At 74.6% G+C, this 22,003-nt stretch carries 13 protein-coding genes; 8 read left to right on the forward strand and 5 right to left on the reverse strand.

Annotation, left to right across the window (positions count from 1 at the left end):
* Positions 1-123: 123 nt before the first annotated feature.
* Positions 124-4,014 carry a serine/threonine-protein kinase gene (locus tag WME96_RS14665; RefSeq protein ID WP_437290735.1) on the reverse strand — a complete coding sequence of 1,297 codons (3,891 nt, stop codon included), beginning with the start codon at positions 4,012-4,014 and terminating at the stop codon, positions 124-126.
* Between the two features lie 327 nt (positions 4,015-4,341).
* Between WME96_RS14665 and WME96_RS14670 the strand changes: the two genes are divergently transcribed.
* From WME96_RS14670 to WME96_RS14680, 3 genes are all read left to right on the forward strand, one after another.
* On the forward strand, positions 4,342-5,868 hold the full coding sequence (locus tag WME96_RS14670) for a hypothetical protein (protein ID WP_437290736.1): 1,527 nt from the start codon (positions 4,342-4,344) through the stop codon (positions 5,866-5,868).
* A complete protein-coding gene (locus WME96_RS14675; RefSeq protein WP_437290737.1) occupies positions 5,865-6,773 on the forward strand; it encodes a hypothetical protein in 909 nt (302 codons plus the stop codon). The genes WME96_RS14670 and WME96_RS14675 overlap by 4 nt, the downstream gene beginning before the upstream one ends.
* Positions 6,774-6,995: 222 nt before the next feature.
* Positions 6,996-8,570, forward strand: a complete 1,575-nt coding sequence (locus tag WME96_RS14680) for a hypothetical protein (RefSeq protein WP_437290738.1) — start codon at positions 6,996-6,998, stop codon at positions 8,568-8,570.
* A gap of 389 nt (positions 8,571-8,959) precedes the next feature.
* On the opposite strand, the gene WME96_RS14685 is transcribed toward WME96_RS14680, so the two are convergent.
* The 3 genes from WME96_RS14685 to WME96_RS14695 form a co-directional block, all read right to left on the reverse strand.
* Complete coding sequence (locus WME96_RS14685; protein ID WP_437290739.1) at positions 8,960-11,404, reverse strand: hypothetical protein; 2,445 nt, start codon at positions 11,402-11,404, stop codon at positions 8,960-8,962.
* Between the two features lie 107 nt (positions 11,405-11,511).
* Complete coding sequence (locus tag WME96_RS14690) at positions 11,512-12,126, reverse strand: hypothetical protein (protein WP_437290740.1); 615 nt, start codon at positions 12,124-12,126, stop codon at positions 11,512-11,514.
* Between the two features lie 18 nt (positions 12,127-12,144).
* Complete coding sequence (locus WME96_RS14695; RefSeq protein WP_437290741.1) at positions 12,145-13,515, reverse strand: hypothetical protein; 1,371 nt, start codon at positions 13,513-13,515, stop codon at positions 12,145-12,147.
* 315 nt (positions 13,516-13,830) lie between these two features.
* On the opposite strand from WME96_RS14695, the gene WME96_RS14700 reads away from it, so the two are divergent.
* The 3 genes from WME96_RS14700 to WME96_RS14710 all read left to right on the forward strand — a co-directional run bounded on the left by WME96_RS14700 (position 13,831) and on the right by WME96_RS14710 (position 18,886).
* Entirely contained in the window at positions 13,831-15,528 is a 1,698-nt protein-coding gene (locus WME96_RS14700) for a DUF1592 domain-containing protein (RefSeq protein WP_437290742.1), read from the forward strand.
* The gene (locus WME96_RS14705; protein WP_437290743.1) at positions 15,525-16,889 is read left to right on the forward strand and encodes a DUF1552 domain-containing protein; all 1,365 of its coding nucleotides are present in this window, start codon (positions 15,525-15,527) and stop codon (positions 16,887-16,889) included. Before WME96_RS14700 ends, WME96_RS14705 begins: the two co-directional genes overlap by 4 nt.
* Before the next feature lie 77 nt (positions 16,890-16,966).
* On the forward strand, positions 16,967-18,886 hold the full coding sequence (locus WME96_RS14710) for a L,D-transpeptidase (RefSeq protein ID WP_437290744.1): 1,920 nt from the start codon (positions 16,967-16,969) through the stop codon (positions 18,884-18,886).
* A 151-nt stretch (positions 18,887-19,037) separates the two neighbouring features.
* Here the strand turns inward: WME96_RS14710 and WME96_RS14715 are convergent, their stop codons facing one another.
* Positions 19,038-19,808, reverse strand: coding sequence for a hypothetical protein (locus WME96_RS14715; protein WP_437290745.1), 771 nt, complete (start codon positions 19,806-19,808; stop codon positions 19,038-19,040).
* 86 nt (positions 19,809-19,894) lie between these two features.
* Here WME96_RS14715 and WME96_RS14720 point away from each other — a divergent pair, with 86 nt between their 5' ends.
* A complete protein-coding gene (locus WME96_RS14720) occupies positions 19,895-20,692 on the forward strand; it encodes a hypothetical protein (protein WP_437290746.1) in 798 nt (265 codons plus the stop codon).
* 232 nt (positions 20,693-20,924) lie between these two features.
* Entirely contained in the window at positions 20,925-21,797 is an 873-nt protein-coding gene (locus WME96_RS14725) for a fibro-slime domain-containing protein (protein ID WP_437290747.1), read from the forward strand.
* The last annotated feature ends 206 nt before the right edge of the window (positions 21,798-22,003 follow it).

The following is a 22,003-nucleotide window of genomic DNA, read 5'->3' on the forward strand; positions in this document are numbered from 1 at the left end:
GGCCGCGGGCCCTCGTGGCTGCCGCGGACGCGCGCCGCGGGCCCCCGGGCGCGCCGCTGACGGCGCGCGCGGCGGCCCAGCGCGCCGCGCGCTGCCGGCCTCCATGCGGGCCGCCCGCGCCCGCTACGGCCTGCTGTTCAGCATCGCCTCGAGCTGCGGCGGCACGCAGCCGTACGCCTCGGCGGCGGCGAGCAGCGCCGAGTTCTGCGGCAGGTTGAGCAGGAACGAGCTCGCGTAGAGCGTCCCCTCGAGGCCCTTCAGCCGGCGCAGGAGCGGGGGCATCGCGCGCTCCATCGCCGCCCGCGCGCCCTCCAGATCGCCCATGTCCACGCACGCGTCGTGGAGCGCCAGGTAGATCGGCGCCTCGTTGAGCAGGCTCGGCGCGCCCGCCTCGACGAGGGCCGCCGCCTCCCGCGCGATCTCGCGCGCCTGCTCGGCGTCGCCGAAGCGGCGCTCCGCCTCGGCGCAGAACCCGAGCGCCACGGGCAGCACGTCGCGGTTCTCCGTCACCCGGTAGGCCTCCGTCGCCTTCTTCAGCAGCGAGCGCGCCCGCGCGAGCCCCGACGACTCGAAGCGCAGGAGCTCGCAGCCCCGGTAGAAGAGGATGCCGAGCGTCACCCGGTCGCGCACGACCCACATGCTCCCCGCGGCCTCGTCCGCGCTCGCGCGCGGCTCCGCGAGCACGGCGTCGAGCCGCGGCTCGGGGCCGAACGTCGCCGCCCAGCAGAGCAGGATCATCTGCCCGTGCCGCACCGCCCCGGAGCTGCCGATCGCCTGCGCCCGGGCGATGCCCCCCTCGATCTCCTGGAGCGCCTCCGCCCGCGCGCCGATGGTCGTGAGCGCGAAGCCGACGTTCATCGTCAGCATCGCCTCGCGCTCCTGCAGCCCCGCGCGGCGCGCGGCCCGCGCCGCGTTCCGCCGCGCCTCCAGCGCCGCCGCGGGCTCGCCGCGCGTCTGGTGGGCGACCGCGCGCGTCTGCCAGGCGTCGACCGCGGCCCACACGAGCCCCCGCCGGGCCGCGAGATCGAGCAGGTGCGCCGCCTCCTGCTCGGCCATCGCGAGCTGCCCGGCGAACGCGTGGACCTGCGCCAGCGTGGCCGAGCACTGCGCCTCCTCCTCGACGAGATCGATCGCCCGCGCGCGGTCGCGCAGCGCCGTCAGGCGCTCCTCCAGGTCCATCCCGGAGCCGCACGCCTGGTCGTAGCGGGCGCGCGCGGTGAGCGTGCGGAGCTCGCTCGGCTCGTCGTAGACGTTCTCCCACATCGCCCGGATCGCCGAGTCGCGCTCGGGCGAGCGCGCGTCGAGCCGCGAGTACGCGTCCTCGAGGAGCACCGCGCGCGCGAACGCCGTCGGCTTGTCGGGCGCGAACACGAGCGCGCGATCGGCCATGGTGACCGCGTCGCGGAGCGAGTTCGTCGCGAGCGCGCGCCGCGCGGCGGCCTCCCAGCGGATCGCGGCCTCCTCGTGCTCGCCGCCGAGGTCGAAGTGCTGCGCCACCGTCGCGCTGTCCTCGCCCATCCGATCGAGCCAGCGCGCGGCCGCGGCGTGCAGCCCCTTGCGGAGCTCCTCGCCGGCCGAGGCGTACGCGACGTCGCGGACGAGCGCGTGCTTGAACAGGTACTCGCGCGCGGCCGGGAACCGCGACGCGGGCTGCTCGACGAGCAGCTCCGCGGCGATGAGCTTCTTCAGCGCCGTCCTCGGCTCGACCACGCCGACCTCGGCGAGGCCCACGTCCCACACGGACAGGCCGAAGACGCTCATGCGCACGACCGCCTCGCGGGTGCCGTCGTCGAGCGCGTCGAGGCTCACCTGGATCGCCGCCTCGATGGTGGGCGCCGTGGCCGCGTCCTTGCCGGAGGCGATGACCCGCGCGAGCTCCTCGGCGAACAGCGGCGAGCCGGCCGCCTGCTGCGCGACGCGGTCGAGCGTCGCGTCGTCGACCGGCCGCGCGGCGGCCGAGGCGCTGAAGACGGCGCGCGCGATCTCGCGCGTGGCCCGGCGCGCGATCGGGCGCAGCTCCACGCGCACGTGGTCGCGGCCGGTGAAGCGCTGGCCCTGGTCGCGCCAGAACGCCGGGCGCACCATGAGCATGATGAAGAGCGGCCTGCCCGAGGCGCGCCCGAGGAGGTGATCGAGCCACGCGACGCTCTCCGGGTCGGCCCACTGCGCGTCCTCGACGAGCAGCGCGCACGGCTCGATCGACGCGGCGCCGACCGCGATGTCGGTCATCGACAGGTACAGCGCGTCGCGCGCGCCGCGCAGGTCGATGCCGTCGGGGAACGGCTGGTTCGCGAGCAGGCGCGCGAGGAGCCCGCCGTCGCCGTGGTGCAGCCGCCGCGCGCGCACCGCGTCGTCGGCCTGCTCCAGCGACGCGCCCTTCGGCAGGCCCATGAGGACGCGCAGCCCGTCGGTCGCCACGCCGAGCGCCTGCGCCCGCCCGAACGACTCGCAGCGGAGCTGCACGAGCCGCGGCGGATCGGCGCGATCCGAGATGCGGGCGACGAACTCCCGCGCGAGCCGGCTCTTGCCGATCCCCGGCGGCCCCGAGATGCTCACCACGACCGGCGTCCGCTCCTCCACGCAGCGATCGAACGCGGCGACCGTCGTGATGAGCTCGGCGTCCCGCCCCACGAAGGGCGTCTGCGCGTCGGGCCGCTTCGGCGCGCGCGAGAGCACCCGCACGGCGCCGCCCTCCTGGGGCTCGCACAGGTAGCGCCCGCGGGACAGCTCCACCGTGGTCGCGTCCGCGAGGACCCGCCCGAGGCCGGCCTCGCGCGCCAGGGCGACCGCGCGGTCGACGACCTCGCCGGCCGAGCGCGTCCTGTCGACGCGCATGCGGCCGGAGGCGACGCCCACGCGGCCGCCGCGCTCGCCGAGCGCGAGGCCGAGCTCGAGGGCGCGGGACGCCTCGTCGCCGTGGGCCTGGCGCACGCCGAGGTGGGCGGCGATGGAGTCGGCGCCGAGCGGCAGCGCGTCGGCCCCGCGGCGCCGCAGCGCCTCGAGCTCCCGCTGCCGCTCCTCGCCGGTGGCCACGTGCAGCGCCACGATCGTGGTCACGAGCCGCGTGCCCATCACCCCCGGCGGGTTGTCGCTCACGCGCAGCGGCGACGGGGTGGGCAGGTGCGGCTCGTCGACGAGCGCCGCGAGCCGCTCCGCCACCTCGCGCGCCGAGCTCGGCCGGAGCTCCCGGTCGGCGAGCAGCAGGGCGTGGATCAGGTCGTCGAGCGCGGGGACGACGTCGAGCAGGAACTCCGAGAGGCGCGGCGCGGGCGTCGTCGCCAGGCGCACGAGGGTCGCGATCGAGGTCGCCCCCATGTGCGGCGGCCGGCCGGCGACGAGCTCGAACAGCGTCGCGCCCAGCGAGTAGAGGTCGCTGCGCGCGTCCACCGTCGCGTCGCCGCGCGCCTGCTCCGGCGAGATGTACGCCGGCGTGCCGACGAGGCCGCCCGCGTCGGTCGTGAGCACCACCTCCTTCGACGCCGCCACCCCGAAGTCGACGAGCTTGATCCGGATCGGCCCCTCCGGCGGCCCGCGGAGCAGGAGGATGTTCGACGGCTTGATGTCGCGGTGGACGACGCCCGCGTCGTGCGCGGCCGCGAGCGCGCTCGCCACCTGCCGGCCGACCTCGAGCCCCTCGCGCAGCGAGAGCGGAGAGCGCCGCTGGCGCGTGGCCAGGTCCTCCCCGTCGAGCCACTCCATCGCGATGAACGTCGCGCCCTCCTCGATGCGGCGCCCCTCCGCGTCCGATGCGGTCGACTCCACCGTCCCGAACGCCACGACCCGCACGATCCCCGGGTGATCGAGCTCGGAGAGGATCTGCCCCTCGCGCGAGAGCCGGGCCTGACCCTCGGCGTCGACGCCGACCGTCGTGATGATCTTCAGCGCGACGTACCGCTCGGTCTGCACGTCGAACGCGCGGTGTACGGTGCCGACGCCGCCCCGGCCGACCTCGCGCTCGATGTGGAACCGACCCGCGACGAGCGGTCTCGCTGGCTCGATGCGCACGGTGTCCATGCGCTAGCCGAGGGGGGCCACGGGAGGGGCGTCGAGGGCGCTCGGGCGCGGCGGACAGGCGATCTCGGGGCGCCGGGCCGGGTGGGCCTGCGGTGTTCCGACAGGGCGCATCGGAGAGGAGACTACGCCGTCGTTCATGGCAGTTCCAGTGTCGCGGTCGCGACATACACGCCCGCGCCCCGCCTGGTCCTGCCGCGCCCGCGGTCGGCGGCGCGGTCGCGCCGCGCGCCCTGCGTCGCCGGTCGATCGAGCTCGCCGGGCTTCCCTTGACGGATCCGGCGGCTCCTCTTACGGTCGCGCTCTGCGCTAACGCCGGGAGCCATTTCGATGCTCGATCGCGTCGCCGTTCACCAGACCCGGCTGCGCACGCCCGGACTCGGGCTCGATGCCAAGGGCGTCGCGCTCGGGGCCAAGGGGCTCGTCCTGCTGCCGTCGATCGATCGGCTCGTCGCCTTCCTCGCGCTTTACACGAGGCAGGGCTCGCTCGGGGACATCCTCCGGTCGCTCGTCGTCGAGATCGTCCGATCGAAGCTGGGCGCCCGGGAGGTCACCCTCCTGTTCGCGGCCGAGAGCAGCGACCGGCTCGACCGCGTGGCGGAGATCGCCCGTCTGGCAGGCGGCTACTGCTTCACGGGCACGAGCCGGCACTTCGTCCAGTACCGCGACGCGGCCGCGCCGTTCGGGTACGACGTCCCGCAGATCCTGCCGAGCGACGCCGCGCTCTCGCTCTACCACAACGCCTTCTCGCAGACGTACGAGGTCGAGCGGCGCCTCGACGTGCGCGGGCTGCTGCTCCGGCTCGAGCCGCACCTCGATCCGGCCGCCGGGCGCGAGCCCGGCCCGCGCTGGATCCTGGCCGAGTCGGGGCTCGGTCCGGCGCTGATCCGCTACTTCTCCCGGAGCAGCGTCGAGGCCGAGGTGGGCCTCTGCGAGTGGCCGCCGGAGTCGAGCTTCGACGACGCCCCGGTCCTCCGGTACCTCTTCCGCGTGCCGGCGATCCCCGGCCGGATGGTCCCGCTCCTCACGGGCACGCCGGGCCTCGGCTACTTCGTCCCGGTCGCTCCCGGCGCCGCGGTGGAGATCGGCTTCCGGCACCCGGTCAACCTCCGCGCCTGCCCGGTGTTCAGCGAGGCGGGCCTCGTGCTGTTCCGCGGCAGGGGCCGCGAGGCGCTGGAGATCGCGAAGCTGCCGTCGATGGGGGACGTCTCCGCGTTCGCGCGCGTCGAGCTCAGCCGCGAGCCCGCGGTGGCGCGGGCGACGGCGGACGCCCAGCGCCCCGCGTCGGTCGTGCTGTCGCTCCGCCTCGTCCCGAGCTCCGAGCCGTGGCGGTCGGTCACGGCCTCGTGGATCCGGCCGGAGGAGATGCAGCTCCTCCGGCACGTCGCCTACGCGCTCGGCCCCGACACCCTGCGCCGCGCCCGCATCGCGTTCACCGCCGCCGGCGCGTTCCTCCGCCACCCGACCGGCATCGAGGGCATCCCGGTCGGCGAGTTCTTCCGCGAGGTCCACCCGGGCCTCTACATCCCGGCCGGCTACGACGCCGTCCCCGCGGTCGCGCCGGCCGTGCTGTTCCGCGCGCTCGGCGCCCCCGACGGCCAGGCGCTGTTCATCGGGCGCGACGGGGGCGCGGTCGGCGTGCCCGAGGAGGCGTTCGTCCCGCTCGAGGCGGCGCTCCTCGAGGCGCAGCAATGGTCGCCGGTGGCCGCGCTGTCCACGGGCCTCACGGCCGCGCTGGCCACCGAGCTGCCCGAGGTCGTCCTCGGCGGCGTCGGCATCCGGCCGCTGCGCGACCTCGCGCCGCCCGACGCGCCCGCCGAGCCGAAGGCGCTCCCGCCGGGCGCCGGCAGGGCATGACCCACCCCGACGCCATCGCCGAGCGCGTCGTCGAGCTCCAGGCGAGCGTGCTCGCCCCGCTCGTCCTCGGCGGCCCCCTCCACCTGGTGCGCCCCTTCGGGGTCCGGCTCGCGCTCCTCCTCGGCCACGGCGCGAGCGCGATCGACCGCGACCTCGGCTCGCGCATCGACCTCGCGCGCGTCCGCGTCGCGCGCCTCGTCGCGCCGATCGACGCGCTCCCGGAGCTCGTCGCCGCCGACTGGGCGCTCCTCGCCGCGCTGAACGATCTGCTCCAGCTCACGAACCACGAGCTCGCCGGCGCCCTGACGCGCAGCCGGTACCCCCGCCTGCTCGCGAGCGTGCGCGATCTCTGCGAGCTCGTGCCCGCGCCGGCGGACGTCGCGACCGCGCTCTCGCGGCACGCGACGTTCGCGCGCGTGCTCGACTGCTTTCGCACGGACGCGCACGTCGCCTGGTGGACGGGCCGCGCGAGCTTCCGGGGCCAGCGCCCGCCCGCGCGGCTGCTCCGCTGGCGGCAGCTCCGCAACGTCGAGGTCGAGACCCGGCGCGTCGGCCTGGCCGACATGGGCCACGGCATCCCGGGGCTCGCGCCGCCGGACTTCGCCGACGCGCTCTCCCTCTGGCTGACGCGCACGCCGCTCACGGATCTCGCGACCGCCACGCGGAAGAGCCCGCCGTTCGCGTGGTCGGCCTCGACGCTCGCGGTCGTCGCCACCCCCCCTGGCCGGAGCCTCGCGTACCGCCTCCTCGTGCGCCAGCCCCACGACCTCGCCGTCGCCGCGCTCGCGCGCGCCGCCAGGGAGGTCCCGCCCCGGTTCGGTCAGGCGAGGGTGATCGCCGAGTCGTTCGCCAGCGAGGTCGCCGCGGGGATCAAGCTGCTCGACGAGCGCTCCGGCGCCGCGTGAGCGCGCGCGCGCCGGTGGTGGGCCGGTGGGTCGGTGTGCCGCGCGCCGCGCCGCGCGACTTTGATCGGCGCAAACGGGGCGTGATACGCTCCGTCCCCATCGAGCGAGACCGCCGTCTCGCCCGTCGTACCTTCGACTTCACGTCACGAGCATCGCTCTGGAGCGACGAACCGTTTGAACCGGCAAGACGCTGAACACGCCGAGAAGACGCCCTCTTTCCCCTTGCGATCCTTCCGTCTCGGCGGTCGCTCCCTGGACGCGGTCCGGCGCTCTCTGCGCGCGAGCGCGCGCGCCGCTGGCCTCGCGCTCGCGCTCGCGCTGGCGGTGAGCCCCGGGGTCGCGTTCGCACAGGCGGAGGCGCTGCTGGACGAGGGCAAGCAGCTCATGAAGAAGGGCAAGCTCGCGGAGGCTTGCCCCAAGATCGAGGAGAGCTACCGGCTGAGCCCGAGGTCGGCCACGCTCCTCGCGCTCGCCACCTGCCATGAGAAGCAGGGCAAGATCGCGACCGCCTGGGTCGAGTACATCGACCTCGGCGCCGCGGCGCGCAAGGAGGGCAACAAGCGCCTCGAGGCCGACGCGAAGGCGAGGGGAGCGAAGCTCGAGCTGCGGCTGCCGCGGCTCACGCTGAACGTGCCGCGGGCCGCCGCTGTCGAGGGGCTCGAGGTGACGCTCGACGGGACGCCCGTCGACAGCGCGGCGTGGGGCCAGGCCAGGCCGATCGACCCTGGCCAGCACAAGGTGAGCGCGAGCGCTCCCGGCAGGAAGCGCTGGGAGCAGACGGTTGCGATCAAGCGGGGCGAGCGGAAGGCCGTCACGGTCCCGGCGCTGGCCAGGGACGCCTCGGCCGCGCCGGAGCCGGCGCCGGCGCCGGCCGCCGAGGCGCCCGCGAAGGAGCCGGCGCCGGTCGCCGCGGCGCCAGACAAGGGCGCGACGGGGGCGGGGAAGGACGCAGGAGGGGCCGGGAAGGGCGCAGGAGGGGCCGGGAAGGGCGCGGCGGCAACGGGGCCCGGAAAGGGCGCAGCGGGCGCCGGAAAGGGCGCGGAGGTGCCGGAGACGGCCGCAGCGGGGCCGGAGGGGGCCGCAGCGTCCGCCGAGGCCGCTGCGGCCGAGGAGCCGGCGCCGACGCCAGGTGCATCGCCGCGGCATTCCGGGACCTTCGTGATCGAGGCCGGCGCGGCCGGCGGCGCGCTGATCGGGCTGATCGACGCGGGCAGCTTCGGCAACCTGAGCTCGTATTCGTACAGCTACAACGTTCCCGAGGGCGAGCTCATCGCGCCCTGCAACGAGGACGTCTGCCACGCCGGCTTCGACCCGGCGATCGGGCCGTTCGCCGGCGGTCAGGCCTTCGTCGGGCTCGCGCTCTCCGAGGAGCTGCACCTCGGCGTCCGCGCGCTCGGCGGCTACCGGTTCGGCGGCGGCTACCTCGCCGTCGGCGGACCTTCCCTCTCGATGCGCTTCGGGCGCCTCTGGGTCGGCCTCACGGGGCTCGCCGGCGCGGTGGGGCAGAACGCGAAGGTCACCGGCGTGAAGGGAGAGATCCCCTCCGAGATGGTCGATCTCAACTACGGTCGGACCGAGGTCGAGGTGACCGCGCGCGAGGGCAGCTTGCCCGAGACCGCGCTGGTCGAGACGTTCGCGTTCGGCGGGAGCGTCGACGTGTCGCTCGTGCTCGCGGACCTGCCGAGCTCGAGCTGGACGTCGGGCGCGCTCCTCCTGACCGTCTCGCCGACGTTCATGAAGGGGCTCGACGGCTTCGTGCTCGTCGCGCCGGCGAGCCTCGGCTACCGCTTCTACTGACCGCGGTGGTCCCCCCACGGTGGGCTGCACGCCGGCGGGCGTCCCCCCACGGTGGGCTGCACGCCGGCGGGCGTCCCCCCACGGTGGGCTGCACGCCGGCGGGCGTCCCCCCACGGTGGGCTGCACGCCGGCGGGCGTCCCCCCACGGTGGGCTGCACGCCGGCGGGCGTCCCCCCACCGGGCGCGGCGCCGCCGTCCGCCGGCGGGTTCCGCCCTCCAGGAGTCCGGCCACGGATCCGGATGGAGATTTCAACGCAAAGGCGCAAAGACGCCAAGGCGCAAAATGAAGAACAAATACATGCATTTTGGCGCCTTTGCGCCTTTGCGCCTTTGCGTTGAATCTCTCCCCTCGCGAGGCAGATCCCTGGCAGGACTTCTGCCCCGCGGTACTACCCCGCCTTGCCCGCGCGCCGCCGGCGGGCGCGGCGCGCCTCGCTCCCCACGGCCTCGGGACGATCGGAGGGCGCCGCCTGCGGGGCGAAGCCGATCGCAGCGAGCTCCTTCTCGCCGACCACGTCGCCCTCGGCCATGAGCGCGGCGCGCAGCAGGACCGCGCCCATCTCCGCGTCGTTGCCCGGCCACGGGTGGTCGAGCACGGCCTGCAGCGCGCGCAGATCGAGGCCGAACGGCCGGCCGCGCAGGCGGACGCCGATGCGCGCGAGGTGGTCCAGCGCGAGCGCCCGGAGATCCTCGGCGCGCGACGCGAGCGACGGCAGCGCGACCGCCCGATCGCCCAGACGGTCCGCGAGCCGCTCGCTCATCTGGCCCGTCGCCACCAGCGCGTCGACCGTCTGGGGCACCGCCACGACGAGCCCCACGTCGTCCGGCAGCGCCGCGCCGAGGTAGCTCTGCACCTCGGCCGACAGCGCCTGGGCGTCGAGGATGAGCAGCGTGCCCCCCCGCGCCGCCTCGATCGGCGAGCTGTCCGGATCGCGCCAGAGCGCGAGCGCGCGCGGCGTGTCCTCGGCTCCAGCGGCCGGCGCCTCGCCGTCGCGCTCGGGCGAGCCGCCCCGGGCCCGCGCGAACGCCTGCGCGAACGCCTCGGGCGCGGGCGCCGCGCCGTCGACGATCGCCAGCGGGCCCGCCGCCCGCGCGGAGCTCAGGTGCACGACCGCGCCCCACGCGACCGCGTCGATACCGGGCGCCGTGAGCAGCGTGACCGGGCCGCCGGCCGCGCCGAGCCGCTCGAGCTGCTCGAGCGCCGCGCGCGCCGCGGGGCTGTAGGCCGCCGCCCGCGCCGGGCGCGCGAGCAGCCCCGCGATCGCCCGGAACCGACCCGCGCTCTGCGCCACGGCGCGCTCCAGCCGGCTCACCTCGCGCGCGCGCTCCTCGGCCTCGCGCCGGGCGGCGACCTCCCGGCCGCGCGACCCGGACAGCATCGCCGACACCGCGATCACCGCCCCGAGCCGGTCGGCGACGGCGCGCAGGCCGCTCACCTCCTCCAGCGTCATCGGCGACGCGCGCCGGCCCCGCGGGATCGCGAGCGCCCCGATCGGGCCCTCCGCGTCGTTCACCAGGGCCACCACGCCGACGTCGCGCTCGGCGAGCCAGGCGAGCAGCGGGCGCACCTCCGGCCGCCGGACCTCGACCGCCTCCGCGGCCTCGACCCGCAGCACGCGCTCCGGCTCGACCTGGGCGAGCTCGATGAGGCGCGCCGGCACCTGCGCCGGCTCGCTGTGCGCGTACCCCGCGCGATCGACCGTCACCCGCTCGGGCGGCGAGAGCAGGTACAGCGCCGGCGGGGCCTGCCCGGCCGTGCCCGCGTCCGACGCCTCGCGCAGCGCGGAGAGCGCCGTCTCCAGCGCCGCCTCCGGCTCCGGGTTCATGGCCGCGCGCGTCGCGGCGTCGAAGGCGCCGAGCCAGCGCGCCCCCTCGGGCGCGAACCGGCGCGCGAGGGCCGGCGCCGCGAGCCCCGCGAGCGCGCAGATCGCGCACGCGCCGAACACGGCGACGCCGATCGAGGACTGCGGCGCGCCGCGGAGCCCGAGATCGCCGCGCGGCGCCTCGTGCACCGCGTAGACCGCGAGGAGCGCCGGCGGCGTCGCGAGCGCCGCGATGGCGAGCGTGAGGCGCAGCGCGCGCGAGACCTTCGCGGCGTCGGCGGCCACGACGCAGAGCGCGACGCACACCGCCGCGATCGCGCTCGTGACGGGCAGGATCGCCTCCGGGCTCGCGACCCCGACGAACGCCGCCGCGACGCCGACCGCGAGCGCCGTCGCCGAGAGCAGCAGCGCCGCCTCCACCCGGTCGGCGACGCCGAGCTCGAGGCGCCGCGCGATGCGGACGCGCGCGAGCGCGACGAGCGTCACCGTGAGCGAGCCGAGCGACGCGGCGGACGTCGCGTAGTGAACGAGCAGCGGATCGAGGTCCGCCGCGCGCGCGGGCGCCACCGCCGAGACCGCGGGCAGCGCGACCGCCACCGTCCAGAAGAGCGAGGCGAACGCCGCGGCGTCGAGGCGCCGCGTGCTCGGCGGGGGCTCGAGCAGGCCGCCGAGGCCCGCGATGCGCGCGAGCCCGACCAGCGCGGCCATCGCGGCGGCCGCCGCGCCGAGGTTGCCGAGCGCGATCAGCGCGAGGCCGCTGGGGCCGCTGCGCGCGGCGGCGAGCATCGCGGCGCCGGTGAGGCAGACGGCGGCCGCGCGGCGGGCGGCCGGCTCGATCCGGTCCTCGCCCCGCGGCGGCCGCTCGACCCAGCGGAAGCCGAGGGCGAGGAGCGCCGGCAGCCCGAGCAGGGCGAGCCACGCGGGCCCGTGGCCGCCGGACGCGCGGAGCGCGGCGAAGGCCGTGTAGGCGACGGCGGCCGCGGCGATCCAGAACGAGCGCCGGCGCAGCATCGCGGCGAGGGTAGCGTCTGGCCGCGGGGGCGCCAACGAGGCGGTCTCATCCAGGAGACGATCGCCCCGCCCGCGCCGCCGTGGCGGCCAGGCGCTCTTTCACTTCCTCAGGGGGCGAGCGCCGCGATGAAGTCGTGGAGACACGTTATCTCGGCGTCGCTGAGCGGCGCGGCGCCGAGCGGCATCCGGTTGTTGCACGGCGGGTTGGGCGTGACCTTCCCGTAGACCGAGCTGGCGTCCGGATCGCCGGGCACGAGCACCATGCCGCCGCACGCGGACGCCTGGCCCCGGATGCTTGTCTCCCACCCCGACGCCAGCGAGAGGCCCGCCTGCTTCGAGTTCGCATCGTGGCAGCCCGCGTTGGCGCACTTCGCCGTGACCATCGCCGGCGCCTCGGCGCATCCCGTCGGCGCGGGGTCGCCGCCGGTGGCCGCTGTCGTGGCGTCGCCGCCGGTGGCCGCTGTCGTGGCGTCGCCGCCGGTGGCCGCGGTCGTGGCGGCGTCGCCGCCGGTGGCCGCGGTGGTGGCGCCGTCGCCGCCGGTGGTCACCGCGGGGGAGGTGGTGCCGGACCCCTGGGTGTCACCGCCGGCGCCTTGCTGGCCGCCCGGGGGGAACTCGTCCTCGTCGAGGGTCCCCGCGCAGCTGATGAGGAGCGCGCTGCCCGTCAGCAGGGCGGCTGCGGTGAGCGCGATGCGCCCGTCAAGCGAAGTCAGGAACGTCACGTGGTACCTCTCTCTCTGTCAGTAGACATAGGCTCCGGCGAGCCGCAGTCCCAGGTATTGGTCGATGGCCCCACCCGCGATGTAGGGGTCGCCCTGCTCGGGCTGGAACGACGAGAAGAACCGCGCGTACTCGACGAGCACGCGGGCCTCGATGCCGGTCGCGACGGGGACCATCACCCCGGCCATCGCGCCGATGCCCTGCACGCTCGCCCCGGTGAACCGCTCGTAGACGGCGCCCGACGAGAGCGGCAGGAGGTACTCGGCGCCCAGCGCCAGCGCGACCGGGCCGACCGGGAAGCGGCCGTCGAGGCCGGCCCGGAACAGGGTGTAGGAGACATTGGGCACCGTCCTGGCGAGATCCGCCGGCGCCTCGATCTCGAAGGTCAGGAACCGGAGCCCGGCGGAGATCCCGAGCTGGGACGCCTCGCCGATCGACAGCCGCTCGCGGAGGCCCAGGTTGATGCGCTGGTAGGTGGTGCTGATCGGATCGCCGTCGCCCACCGCCGAGTTGAGGCCGAGCGCCCGCGCGTAGCTCGCGGTGATCCCGAGGCCCTTGAGCACCGCGATGTCCGTCGACGCGAGCGGGTACAGCTCGCCCGCGATCGACAGCGCGGGCTGCCCGAAGACGCTGTAGGGCCGGAGGTTGTTCGTGCGCGGATCGGAGTAGTCGAACCAGCGGCCGATGAACTCGACGCCGAGCTCGACCGAGAAGAGCGCCGAGTTGACGTCGTTGCGCTTGCGCTTGCCGCCGCTGTCGCGCGCGCCGTCGTCCTCGCCGTCGCCGGCGTTCTCCTCGCCGTCGCCGTCGCCGTCGCCGGCGTTCTCCCCGCCGTCGCCGTCGCCGTCCTCGCCGCCCTTGCTCGCCTTGTCCTCGTCGGCCGGCGGCGGCGCGATCTGCGCCAGCGTCGGGCCGAGCAGCTCTTCCAGCGCCTTCTTGCGGTCGTCGCGCGAGCCGGTCAGCGGCACCGCGCTGTCCACGGCGAGGTCGCCGGCGTTCTCGTCGACGTAGACGAGGTGGACCTCTTTCTTCTTCTTCTTGTTCGTGCGCGAGACGCCGTAGATGACCCCTTCCGCCTTCGCGGCCTTGCCTGCCTTGCGGATGCGGTCGAGGGGCTTCTTCCGCAGGGCCTTGGACACCAGCGCGTCTCCGACCGCCTTGGTCTGGCCGGCGCCCTTCAGCGCCTTCGAGAACGCAGCCGGCTCGACGACCCCCAGCGTCTCCGGCAGCAAGGCGACGATGTCCTCGCGGATGGCCTCCGCGTTGGGACCCTCGATGTGAACCGCGATCGACTTCGACGCCTTGGGAGCGGCGAGCGTGACGGGAGCGAGCGCGAACGTCACGGCGGTCGCGGCCGAGAGCCCGAGCAGGATCCGCCCGCAGAGGCTCATAGAAAGGAACAGCGTTGTGGTCCTGGTGGGTTTGCGCACGGGCCTCTCGCTAGCGGCAATGACGTCGACCGGAGCTTGCACGCGCGCGAGCCTACAGGCGACCAACCCACAGAATCCAGCGTATTTTCGACACCCTGGGCGATCTTTCGCGCGACATGCAGTGTCGCTAGGAGACTACGTTACAGCCGGATTCACGGGGTCTCGCCGCGGCGGCTCCTTCCGTAACTGCCTCCCGTGGAGTAAACAACGGGGTCGCCCGATGCGCGGCGCCACAACGCGATGCATCGTGGCGATGACGTGCTGGAGAGAGGGCCTATGGATCGGTCAAGAGGACGACGTCGCCGAGGGGAGCGCGGACCCGGCGGCGCTCTCGGGCTCGCGGCGGTCCTCGCGACGGCGGCCGCCTGCTCCGGCAGGCCCGGCGACGGCGCGACGCACGAGCCGCCGCGCTGCGCGGAGATCCAGCCGGGCGCCTCGCCGCTCCGGCGGATGACGCGCTTCGAGTACAACAACACGATCCGCGACCTGCTCGGCGACGACAGCGCGCCGGCCGACGCCTTCGTCGTCGAGGAGGAGGCGCTCGGGTTCAACAACCAGGCGGCGGCGCTCGGCGTCACGCCGCTGCTCGCCGAGCAGCTCATGAAGGCCGCCGAGGCGATCGCGGCGCGGGCCGCGCGGGATCCCGCGCGGCTGCTCGCGGGGTGCGACCCCGGGGTGCAGGGGCCCGACGCGTGCGCCGCGGAGCTCATCGAGCGGCTCGGCAAGCGCGCGTTCCGCCGGCCGCTCACGCCGCAGGAGATCGAGCGCTTCGAGCGGCTCTTCGCCTGGGGGAACGACGAGCACGGCCTCTCGACCGGCGTCGAGGTGGTGATCCAGGCGATGCTCCAGTCGCCGCACTTCCTCTACCGCGTCGAGCTGGGCATGCCGGACCCCGCCGGGGACGCCGTGGTGCCGCTGTCGGACCACGAGATCGCCTCACGGCTCTCGTACCTGCTCTGGAGCTCCATGCCGGACGACGCGCTGTTCGCCGCGGCGGACGCGGGCGAGCTCCGCACCGCGGAGCAGATCGCGGCGCACGCGCGGCGCCTCCTCGACGACCCGCGCGCCCGCGCCGCGGTCGCGAACTTCCACGCGCAGTGGCTGCAGCTCACGAACATCGACACGATCGTCAAGGACACGGCGGTCTACCCGCGCTTCCACGACGGGCTCCCGGCGCTCCTCCGGGCCGAGACCGAGGCGTTCCTCGATCACGTCGTGTTCGAGGACGAGGCCGGCGACGTGGCGACCCTGCTGACGGCGCCCTACTCGCTGATGAACGCCGAGCTCCGCGCGTTCTACGGGCTGGAGGAGGCCCCGGCGGACGGCGCGGCGGCGCCCGGCGACCTCGCGGTCGTGCCGCTCGATCCGGCCGAGCGCGCGGGCTTCCTCACGCACGCGAGCCTCCTGTCGGTGCTCGCGAAGCCGGATCAGTCCTCGCCCATCCACCGCGGCAAGTTTGTCCGCGAGCGGCTGCTCTGCCAGACGCTGCCGCCCCCGCCGGCGAACGTGGACATCCAGCCGCCCGCGGTGCGGTCGGGCATCCCGACCCGCCGGCGGTTCGAGCAGCACGCGCAGGACCCGGGCTGCGCGGGCTGCCACCAGCTGATGGATCCGATCGGGTTCGGGTTCGAGCACTACGACGGCATCGGCCTCTATCGCGCGACCGACCAGGAGGTGCCGGTCGACGCGAGCGGCGAGATCACCGGGAGCCGCGGCACGGACGGGCGCTTCGACGGGGCGGTGGAGCTCGCGCACCTGCTCGGCGAGAGCGACGAGGTGCGCCAGTGCGTCGCGACGCAGTGGTTCCGCTTCGGCTACGGCCGCGCCGAGCAGGCGGAGGACGAGTGCAGCATGAGCCAGATCCAGCGGGCGTTCGCCGACAGCGGGTACAACATCAAGGCGCTGCTCGTGGCGCTCACCCAGACCGACGCGTTCCGCTACCGGCGGGCGCCGGGCGCCGGGGGCGCGCCGTGAGCGGCGCCGCGCGGCACCGGCCGTCGAGGCGGCGGCTCGATCGCCGCACGTTCCTGCGCGGCGTCGGCGGGCTCGCCGTCGCGCTCCCGTTCCTCGACGCCATGTCCGGCTCGGCGAGCGCCGTCGAGTTCCCGAAGCGCTTCGTCGTCTTCTTCACGGGGCTCGGCACGGTCAAGAAGGCCTGGCAGCCCACCGGCACCGAGGCCTCGTTCGAGCTCGGCGAGATCCTCGCGCCGCTCGCGCCCTACCGGGACAAGCTGCTCGTCGTCGAGGGCGTCGACATGGAGTCCGCCTACAACGGGCCGGGCGACGCCCACCAGCAGGGCATCGGCCAGGCGCTCACCGGCACGGAGCTCCAGGAGGGGACGCTGTTCCCCTACGCCTGCAACCCCGCCGCGCGGGTCGGCTGGGGCGGGGGCATCTCCGTCGACCAGTTCCTCGCCGCGCAGCTCGGGCAGCGCACGAAGCTCTCGTCGCTCGAGCTCGGCGTCCAGGTCCAGTACGCCAACGTCTCGTCGCGCGTCTCGTACCTCGGCCCGGGCCAGCCCGTCCCGCCCGAGGACGACCCGCGCGCGGCGTTCGACCGGCTCTTCACCGATCTCAGCGCCGATCCGGCGGACCTCGCGCGGCGGCGCGCGCTGCGCCGGCGGGTGCTCGGCGACGTCATGGAGGACTACGGCGCCCTGGCGCAGAAGCTCGGGGGCGAGGACCGGCAGAAGCTGGAGCACCACCTGGACGCGCTGAACGAGATCGAGGCGCGGCTCGAGGCGCCGGGGCTCCTCGGCGGCGCGTGCGCGCTGCCGGCGCTGGGCGAGCCGCTCGACGTGTACGCGAACGACAACTTCCCCGCGATCGGGCGGCTGCAGATCGATCTGCTCGCGACGGCGCTCGCGTGCGATCTCACGCGGGTCGCGTCGATCCAGTGGAGCGCGACGCAGGCGGGGAAGGTGTTCACCTGGCTGGGGCAGTCGGAGACGCACCACGCGCTCTCGCACTCGAACCTGGCCGACGAGGACAAGCAGCGGCAGCTCATCGACATCGGCCGCTGGCAGGCGGAGCAGCTCGCGTACCTGCTCGGGAAGCTCGACGCCGTCCCGGAGGGCGCGGGCACGCTCCTCGACAACACGATCGTGCTCTGGTGCACCGACATCTCGGAGGGGCAGAGCCACTCGCGGCGCGACATGCCGTACGTGATCGCGGGGGGCGCCGGCGGGGCCCTGCGGACCGGGAGGTACCTGCGCTACGCCGGCGACCCCCACAACAACCTGCTCGTCACGCTGTGCAACGCGATGGGCGTGGAGGTGTCGACCTTCGGCAACCCCGCGTACTGCACGGGGCTGCTGCCGGGCCTCCTGGCCTGAGCGGCGGGCGCGGCCGCGAGCTGGCCGCGGGTGTTTTGGGCTTTTCGTCGCGCGCCGATTTTGGCAAGTACGCCCGCATGGGCGGCCTGCTGTCCTCCGGGAAGCCTCGTCGTGCGCTGCGCTCGGTGCGCGCAGCGCGCATGGTTCTTCGTGTCGCGCGTCTCGCGGCGCTCTCCGCGGCGGCTTGCGGGGCGTGGGCGTGCCAGAAGCCCGCGGACGCGCCGGCGGACGCCGGGGCGGTCGCCGACGACGCGGGCGGGGCGGCGACCGTCGCGGCGCTCGCGACCGGCGCGGCGCAGCAGGAGGCGCCGGCGGGCGCCGCGGCGGAGCCGCCGAGCGACAAGCCGCTGCTCGGCGTGACCGCCTTCGTGGCGACCGTCTACAAGGAGCCGCGCGACACGTCGAAGAAGCTCGGCTACCTGCGCGTCGGATCGAGGGTGCCGCGCTCCGCGGAGCCCGCCGGCACCGCCGGCTGTCCGGGCGGCTGGTACGCGATCGAGCCCCGTGGCTTCCTCTGCGTGGGCGAGGACGCGACCCTCGATCTCGACGACCCGATCCTCAAGGCCGCGGGCCCGGGGCCGAACCTGAGGACCGCGCTCCCGTACCGGTATGCGTTCGTCCGCGCCGTGCTGCCCCTCTACCTGCGCGTCCCCACGGCCGAGGAGCAGCGCAAGTCCGAGTTCAAGCTCGACGAGCACCTCGCGTGGTTCGAGGAGAACAAGGCGACCGTGCAGCGGGTCATCCTCGGCGCGAACGACGTGCCGATCGACGAGCGCGGCGCGCCGCTGCCCGGGAAGCAGCTCGGCGAGCTCGGCCTCGCGAAGAACTCGCTCGAGCTCGGCGAGGGCGCCCTGCTCGGCGGGGCAGGGGAGAACGACCCGATCCCGTTCTGGCTGGAGGGCGGGAAGCGGAGCATCCGCAACATCAGCGACTTCAAGGTCCCGGACTACGCGGTGTTCGCGGACCGGGCGCGGCGCTTCACCGGCCTGTCGCTGATCGGCTCGTTCCCGACCGGGCCCGAGTCGCTGAACCGGCGCTTCGCGATCACCACGGATCTGCGGCTCGCGCCTGCGACGAAGATCAAGCCCGACACGGGCTCTCCCTGGCACGGCGTCGAGCTGAACGATCAGCTCACGCTGCCGCTCGCCTTCGTCCGGGCGCGGGGCGCGCGCGACGTGCAGATCCAGGGCGACAAGGCGACGCCGGGCAAGGAGCTGCCCTTCCGCGACGTCGTCCCGCTGAGCGGGAGGATGCGCCGGCTCGAGGGGGTGAAGTACTACCGCACGAAGGATCAGCGGTACGTGAGCCAGCTCGACGTGGGGCTGGCGGTCGCCCCGTCGTCGTGGCCCGAGGTCGCGGAGAAGGGCGAGAAGTGGATCGAGGTCTCGATCCAGCACCAGACGCTGGTCCTCTGGGAGGGCAAGCGCCCGGTCTATGCCACGCTGGTGTCGACGGGCCAGGCGGGAGTGGCGGACCCGAAGACCACGACCGCGACGGTGCGGGGCATCTTCCGGATCCGCAACAAGCACATCACGGCGACCATGGACTCGAACGAGTCGTCGAGCGTCGGCGGCCGCGCGGAGACGACGGCGGAAGCGCCCTCGGCCTCGCGCGGCGCGAAGCCGGACAAGGGCGGTTCCTCGAAGGAGCGTGCCGCGAAGAAGCCCGGCGCGAGCGCGGCGGCGAAGCCCGAGGCGGGCGCGAAGGCCCCCCGCAAGGGCGACGGCGAGTACGGCGTCACGCGGCGCCGCGGCGAGGGGACGTACGCCCTGAAGGACGTGCCGTACATCCAGTACTTCGCGAGCGGCTACGCGCTCCACGCCGCGTACTGGCACGACGTCTTCGGCACGCCGCGCAGCCACGGCTGCATCAACATGTCGCCCATCGACGCCCACCGGGTGTTCCTGTGGACCGAGCCCCGCGTCCCGCCGGGATGGCACGCCATCAACACGGGCGAGGAGATGGGCGAAGGAACGACCATCATCGTGCACGAGTGAGAGGCGGGCGCCCGCTTCGGATACGGGCCCATCTCGACGTTTTCGGTGCTCGGCGTACAAGAGTACGCCTGTGCGCCGAAAACGCCGATCTGGGCCCGTCTCCTGTGCGGGCGACCGCCGCGATCGCCGTCTGGAGGAGAGAGAGGGCGCTTCAGAAGGCGCGGGGTGGAGCTGTGCGGAGGATGTCGTCGAGCGCGTCGTCTGCGGCGGCGGCGAGGGCGTCGAGGAGGGCGGCGAGGCGGTCGTGCTGCTCCGGCGTGAAGGGGGGCATGCCGAAGCGCGAGCGCACGCCGGCGAGGCGCAGCGCGAGGCCGGCGCCGTCCTGGTAGCCGGCGATCCAGGGGCCGCGGGCGAGCTCGTCGCAGATGCGACGGAGACGCGCTTCGAAGGCGGCGCGGTCGGCGAGCGCGGCGGGCGGGGAGGACGCGCCGGCGACGGACGGGGCGTCGGAGGGCGCGTCGGCGGGGGAGGGGGCGCGCCGCAGGAAGTGGTGGATGGAGGCGGCGGCCTCGCCGGGGGGGCCGTCGATGGCGGCGAGTCCGGCGCGGAGGGCGTCGAGGGCGGGCGCGAGCCCGGTGCGGCGCAGGAGGGCGCCGTCGAGGCACATCTCCCAGAGCACGTGGGCGAACAGCGCGAGCCGCGGCGCGCCAAGCGAGGCGCCGCGCAGCGCGTCGGCGAGGCGGCGCTCGCCCTCGACGAAGACGGGCGCGGCGTGGAACCAGCGGTCGAGGGCGACGTGGTGGTCGATGCCGGCCAGCACCTCGGCGACGCGCGGCGGCAGGGCGGCGGGGCGATCGGCTGCCCGCGAGGGCCTCACGCGCCGGTCGGCCATGCGCCAGAGATCCGGGAGCATCGCCCCCGCGCCGGCGGCGACCGATCCGAGGTCGCGTGCCGCGAGGTGGCGATGAAGCAGGAAATTCATGGGTTCAGGATGGCGCCGCCGCGCATGGCGGTCGACGGTAAGCTGACGCTGACTGACGCCAACTGACGCCAACTGACGGTCAACCGATGCCGCGCTCCCTCCCCCGCCTGTCGCTGTTCGAGTGGAACGACTCGCCGTGGTCTCCCGGTCCGCTGCGCGAGCTCATCATCGAGTCGCTGAGCCGGACGATCCGGTGGGGCGGCATGCTGCGCGGCCTGATCGAGCCGTTCTGGCGCTTCCTCGCCGCCTCGGGGGCGACCGAGGTGATCGAGCTCGGCGCGGGCGCGGCCGGGCCGTCGGAGGTGCTCATCGGCGAGCTCCTGCGCGCGGGCGCGACGCCGCCGCGGTTCGTGCTCACGGATCTCCTGCCGCAGCCGGAGGCGTGGGCGGCCGCCGCCGCGCGGCACCCGTCGTTCGTCGCCTTCGAGCCCTCGCCGGTGGACGCGACGCGCATCCCGCCGGCGCTCGCCGAGGGCCGCGCGCGGCTGATGATCAACGCCTTCCACCACTTCTCTCCCGATCTCGCGCGGGCGATCCTGGCCGACGCGGTGCGCGGCTCGTCCGGCATCTTCCTGTCCGAGGGGTTCGAGCGGACCCCGCTGGGGTTCTTGCCGATGGTCCCGGTCGGCGTCGCGGCGCTCGCCGCGAACCCGCTGCTCACGCGCCGCTCCCGGGCCGCCAAGGCGTGGCTCACGTGGGCGACGCCGATCGCCGCCGCGGCCAGCGTGTGGGATGGCGTGGTGAGCACGCTGCGCGTCTACTCCGAGGCCGAGCTGCGGGAGATGGTCGCCCCGCTCGGCGACGCGTTCACGTGGGAGTACGGCACCTACCGCTTCCCGCTCATGGGTAAGGGGTACTACTTCTTCGGCGTTCCCGCGCGATGAGCTGGCGCCGAGGGCGCTCGGCGATCCAGCGCAGGATCCTCCGCCGAGCAGCTCACCGGGGATGGGTGATCCAGCGGTATTTTTGCGGCCGGGGACGCCGGCCACTTTGTTGAAAAAAAATTGACCCGCTCCACCCACCCCCGCGCACAGGGGCGGAAGCTGGCGACGTGGGTCTCCGACGTCGTTCCATGCGGATTCGATGGCTTCTACCGCTCGGGAAAAGGGGCAAGACATGACGGCTTATCGACGGACCATGATGGCGGTATCGGCGCTCGTCGCCCTCGTGGCGGCGACCGCGTGTGCAGGGGGGACCGGCGACGCTGGTGACGCTGCCTCGGACGGCGCAGGGACGACGAGCGGCGGCGACGGGACGACGAGCGGCGGCGACGGGACGACGAGCGGCGGCGACTTCGGGCAGGGCCCCATCGGCGACATCGGGGGTAGCGCGAGCTCGGGCGGCGACCCGAGCACGGGCGGCGACGCCTGCGGCAGCGATCTCATCGCGATCGTGCGCGACTTCAAGGATACGCACCCGGATTTCGAGGGCCGGCCCGGGGAGGACCGGGGCATCGTGGAGGCTCAGCTCGGCGCGGACGGCAAGCCGGTCTATGCGGGCGGCGCCGAGGGCACGTTGACCACGAGCGGCAAGGAGGCCTTCGATCAGTGGTTCCGCGACGTGCCCGACGTGAACACCGCCATCCAGATATCCATCTCGCTCACGGACAACGGGAACGGCACGTCCACGTACGACAACTCCGACTTCTTCCCGATCGACGACATGGGGTTTGGCAACGAGGACCGGAGCCACAACTATCACTTCACGCTCGAGCTCCACACCACGTTTGAATACAAGGGTGGCGAGGTGTTCACCTTCTCGGGCGACGACGACCTCTTCACCTTCATCAACGGCCACCTCGCGATCGATCTGGGCGGTATTCACAAGCCGGAGAGCGCGACGATCGATCTCGACGCGCGCGCGCAGGAGCTCGGCATCACGCCGGGCAACAAGTACGCGCTCGACTTCTTCTTCGCCGAGCGCCGCACGATCGAGTCGAACTTCCGCATCGACACGTCCATCGGTTGCTTCACCCCGGTCGTCAACTGAGCTCGGTCGTCCGCTGACCCGGCGCGACCTGGCCCCACAGCGCCCTTCATTTCCCACCGTCCGCGTTCCTCGGCTCCCCGCCCCGCCCGCGCCGTATCCCCCAGCGGCTCGCGCCGGCCCCCCTTTCCCCCCTGGAGCGGCCGTCGAGGGGATGTGCGGGGCCGGGGCGCGCGTGGGGACGGGCCGCTGTCCGAGCACATCTTTGC

The sequence above is a fragment of the Sorangium sp. So ce406 genome, from assembly GCF_051474675.1.
Lineage (GTDB): Bacteria > Myxococcota_A > Polyangia > Polyangiales > Polyangiaceae > Sorangium > Sorangium cellulosum_G.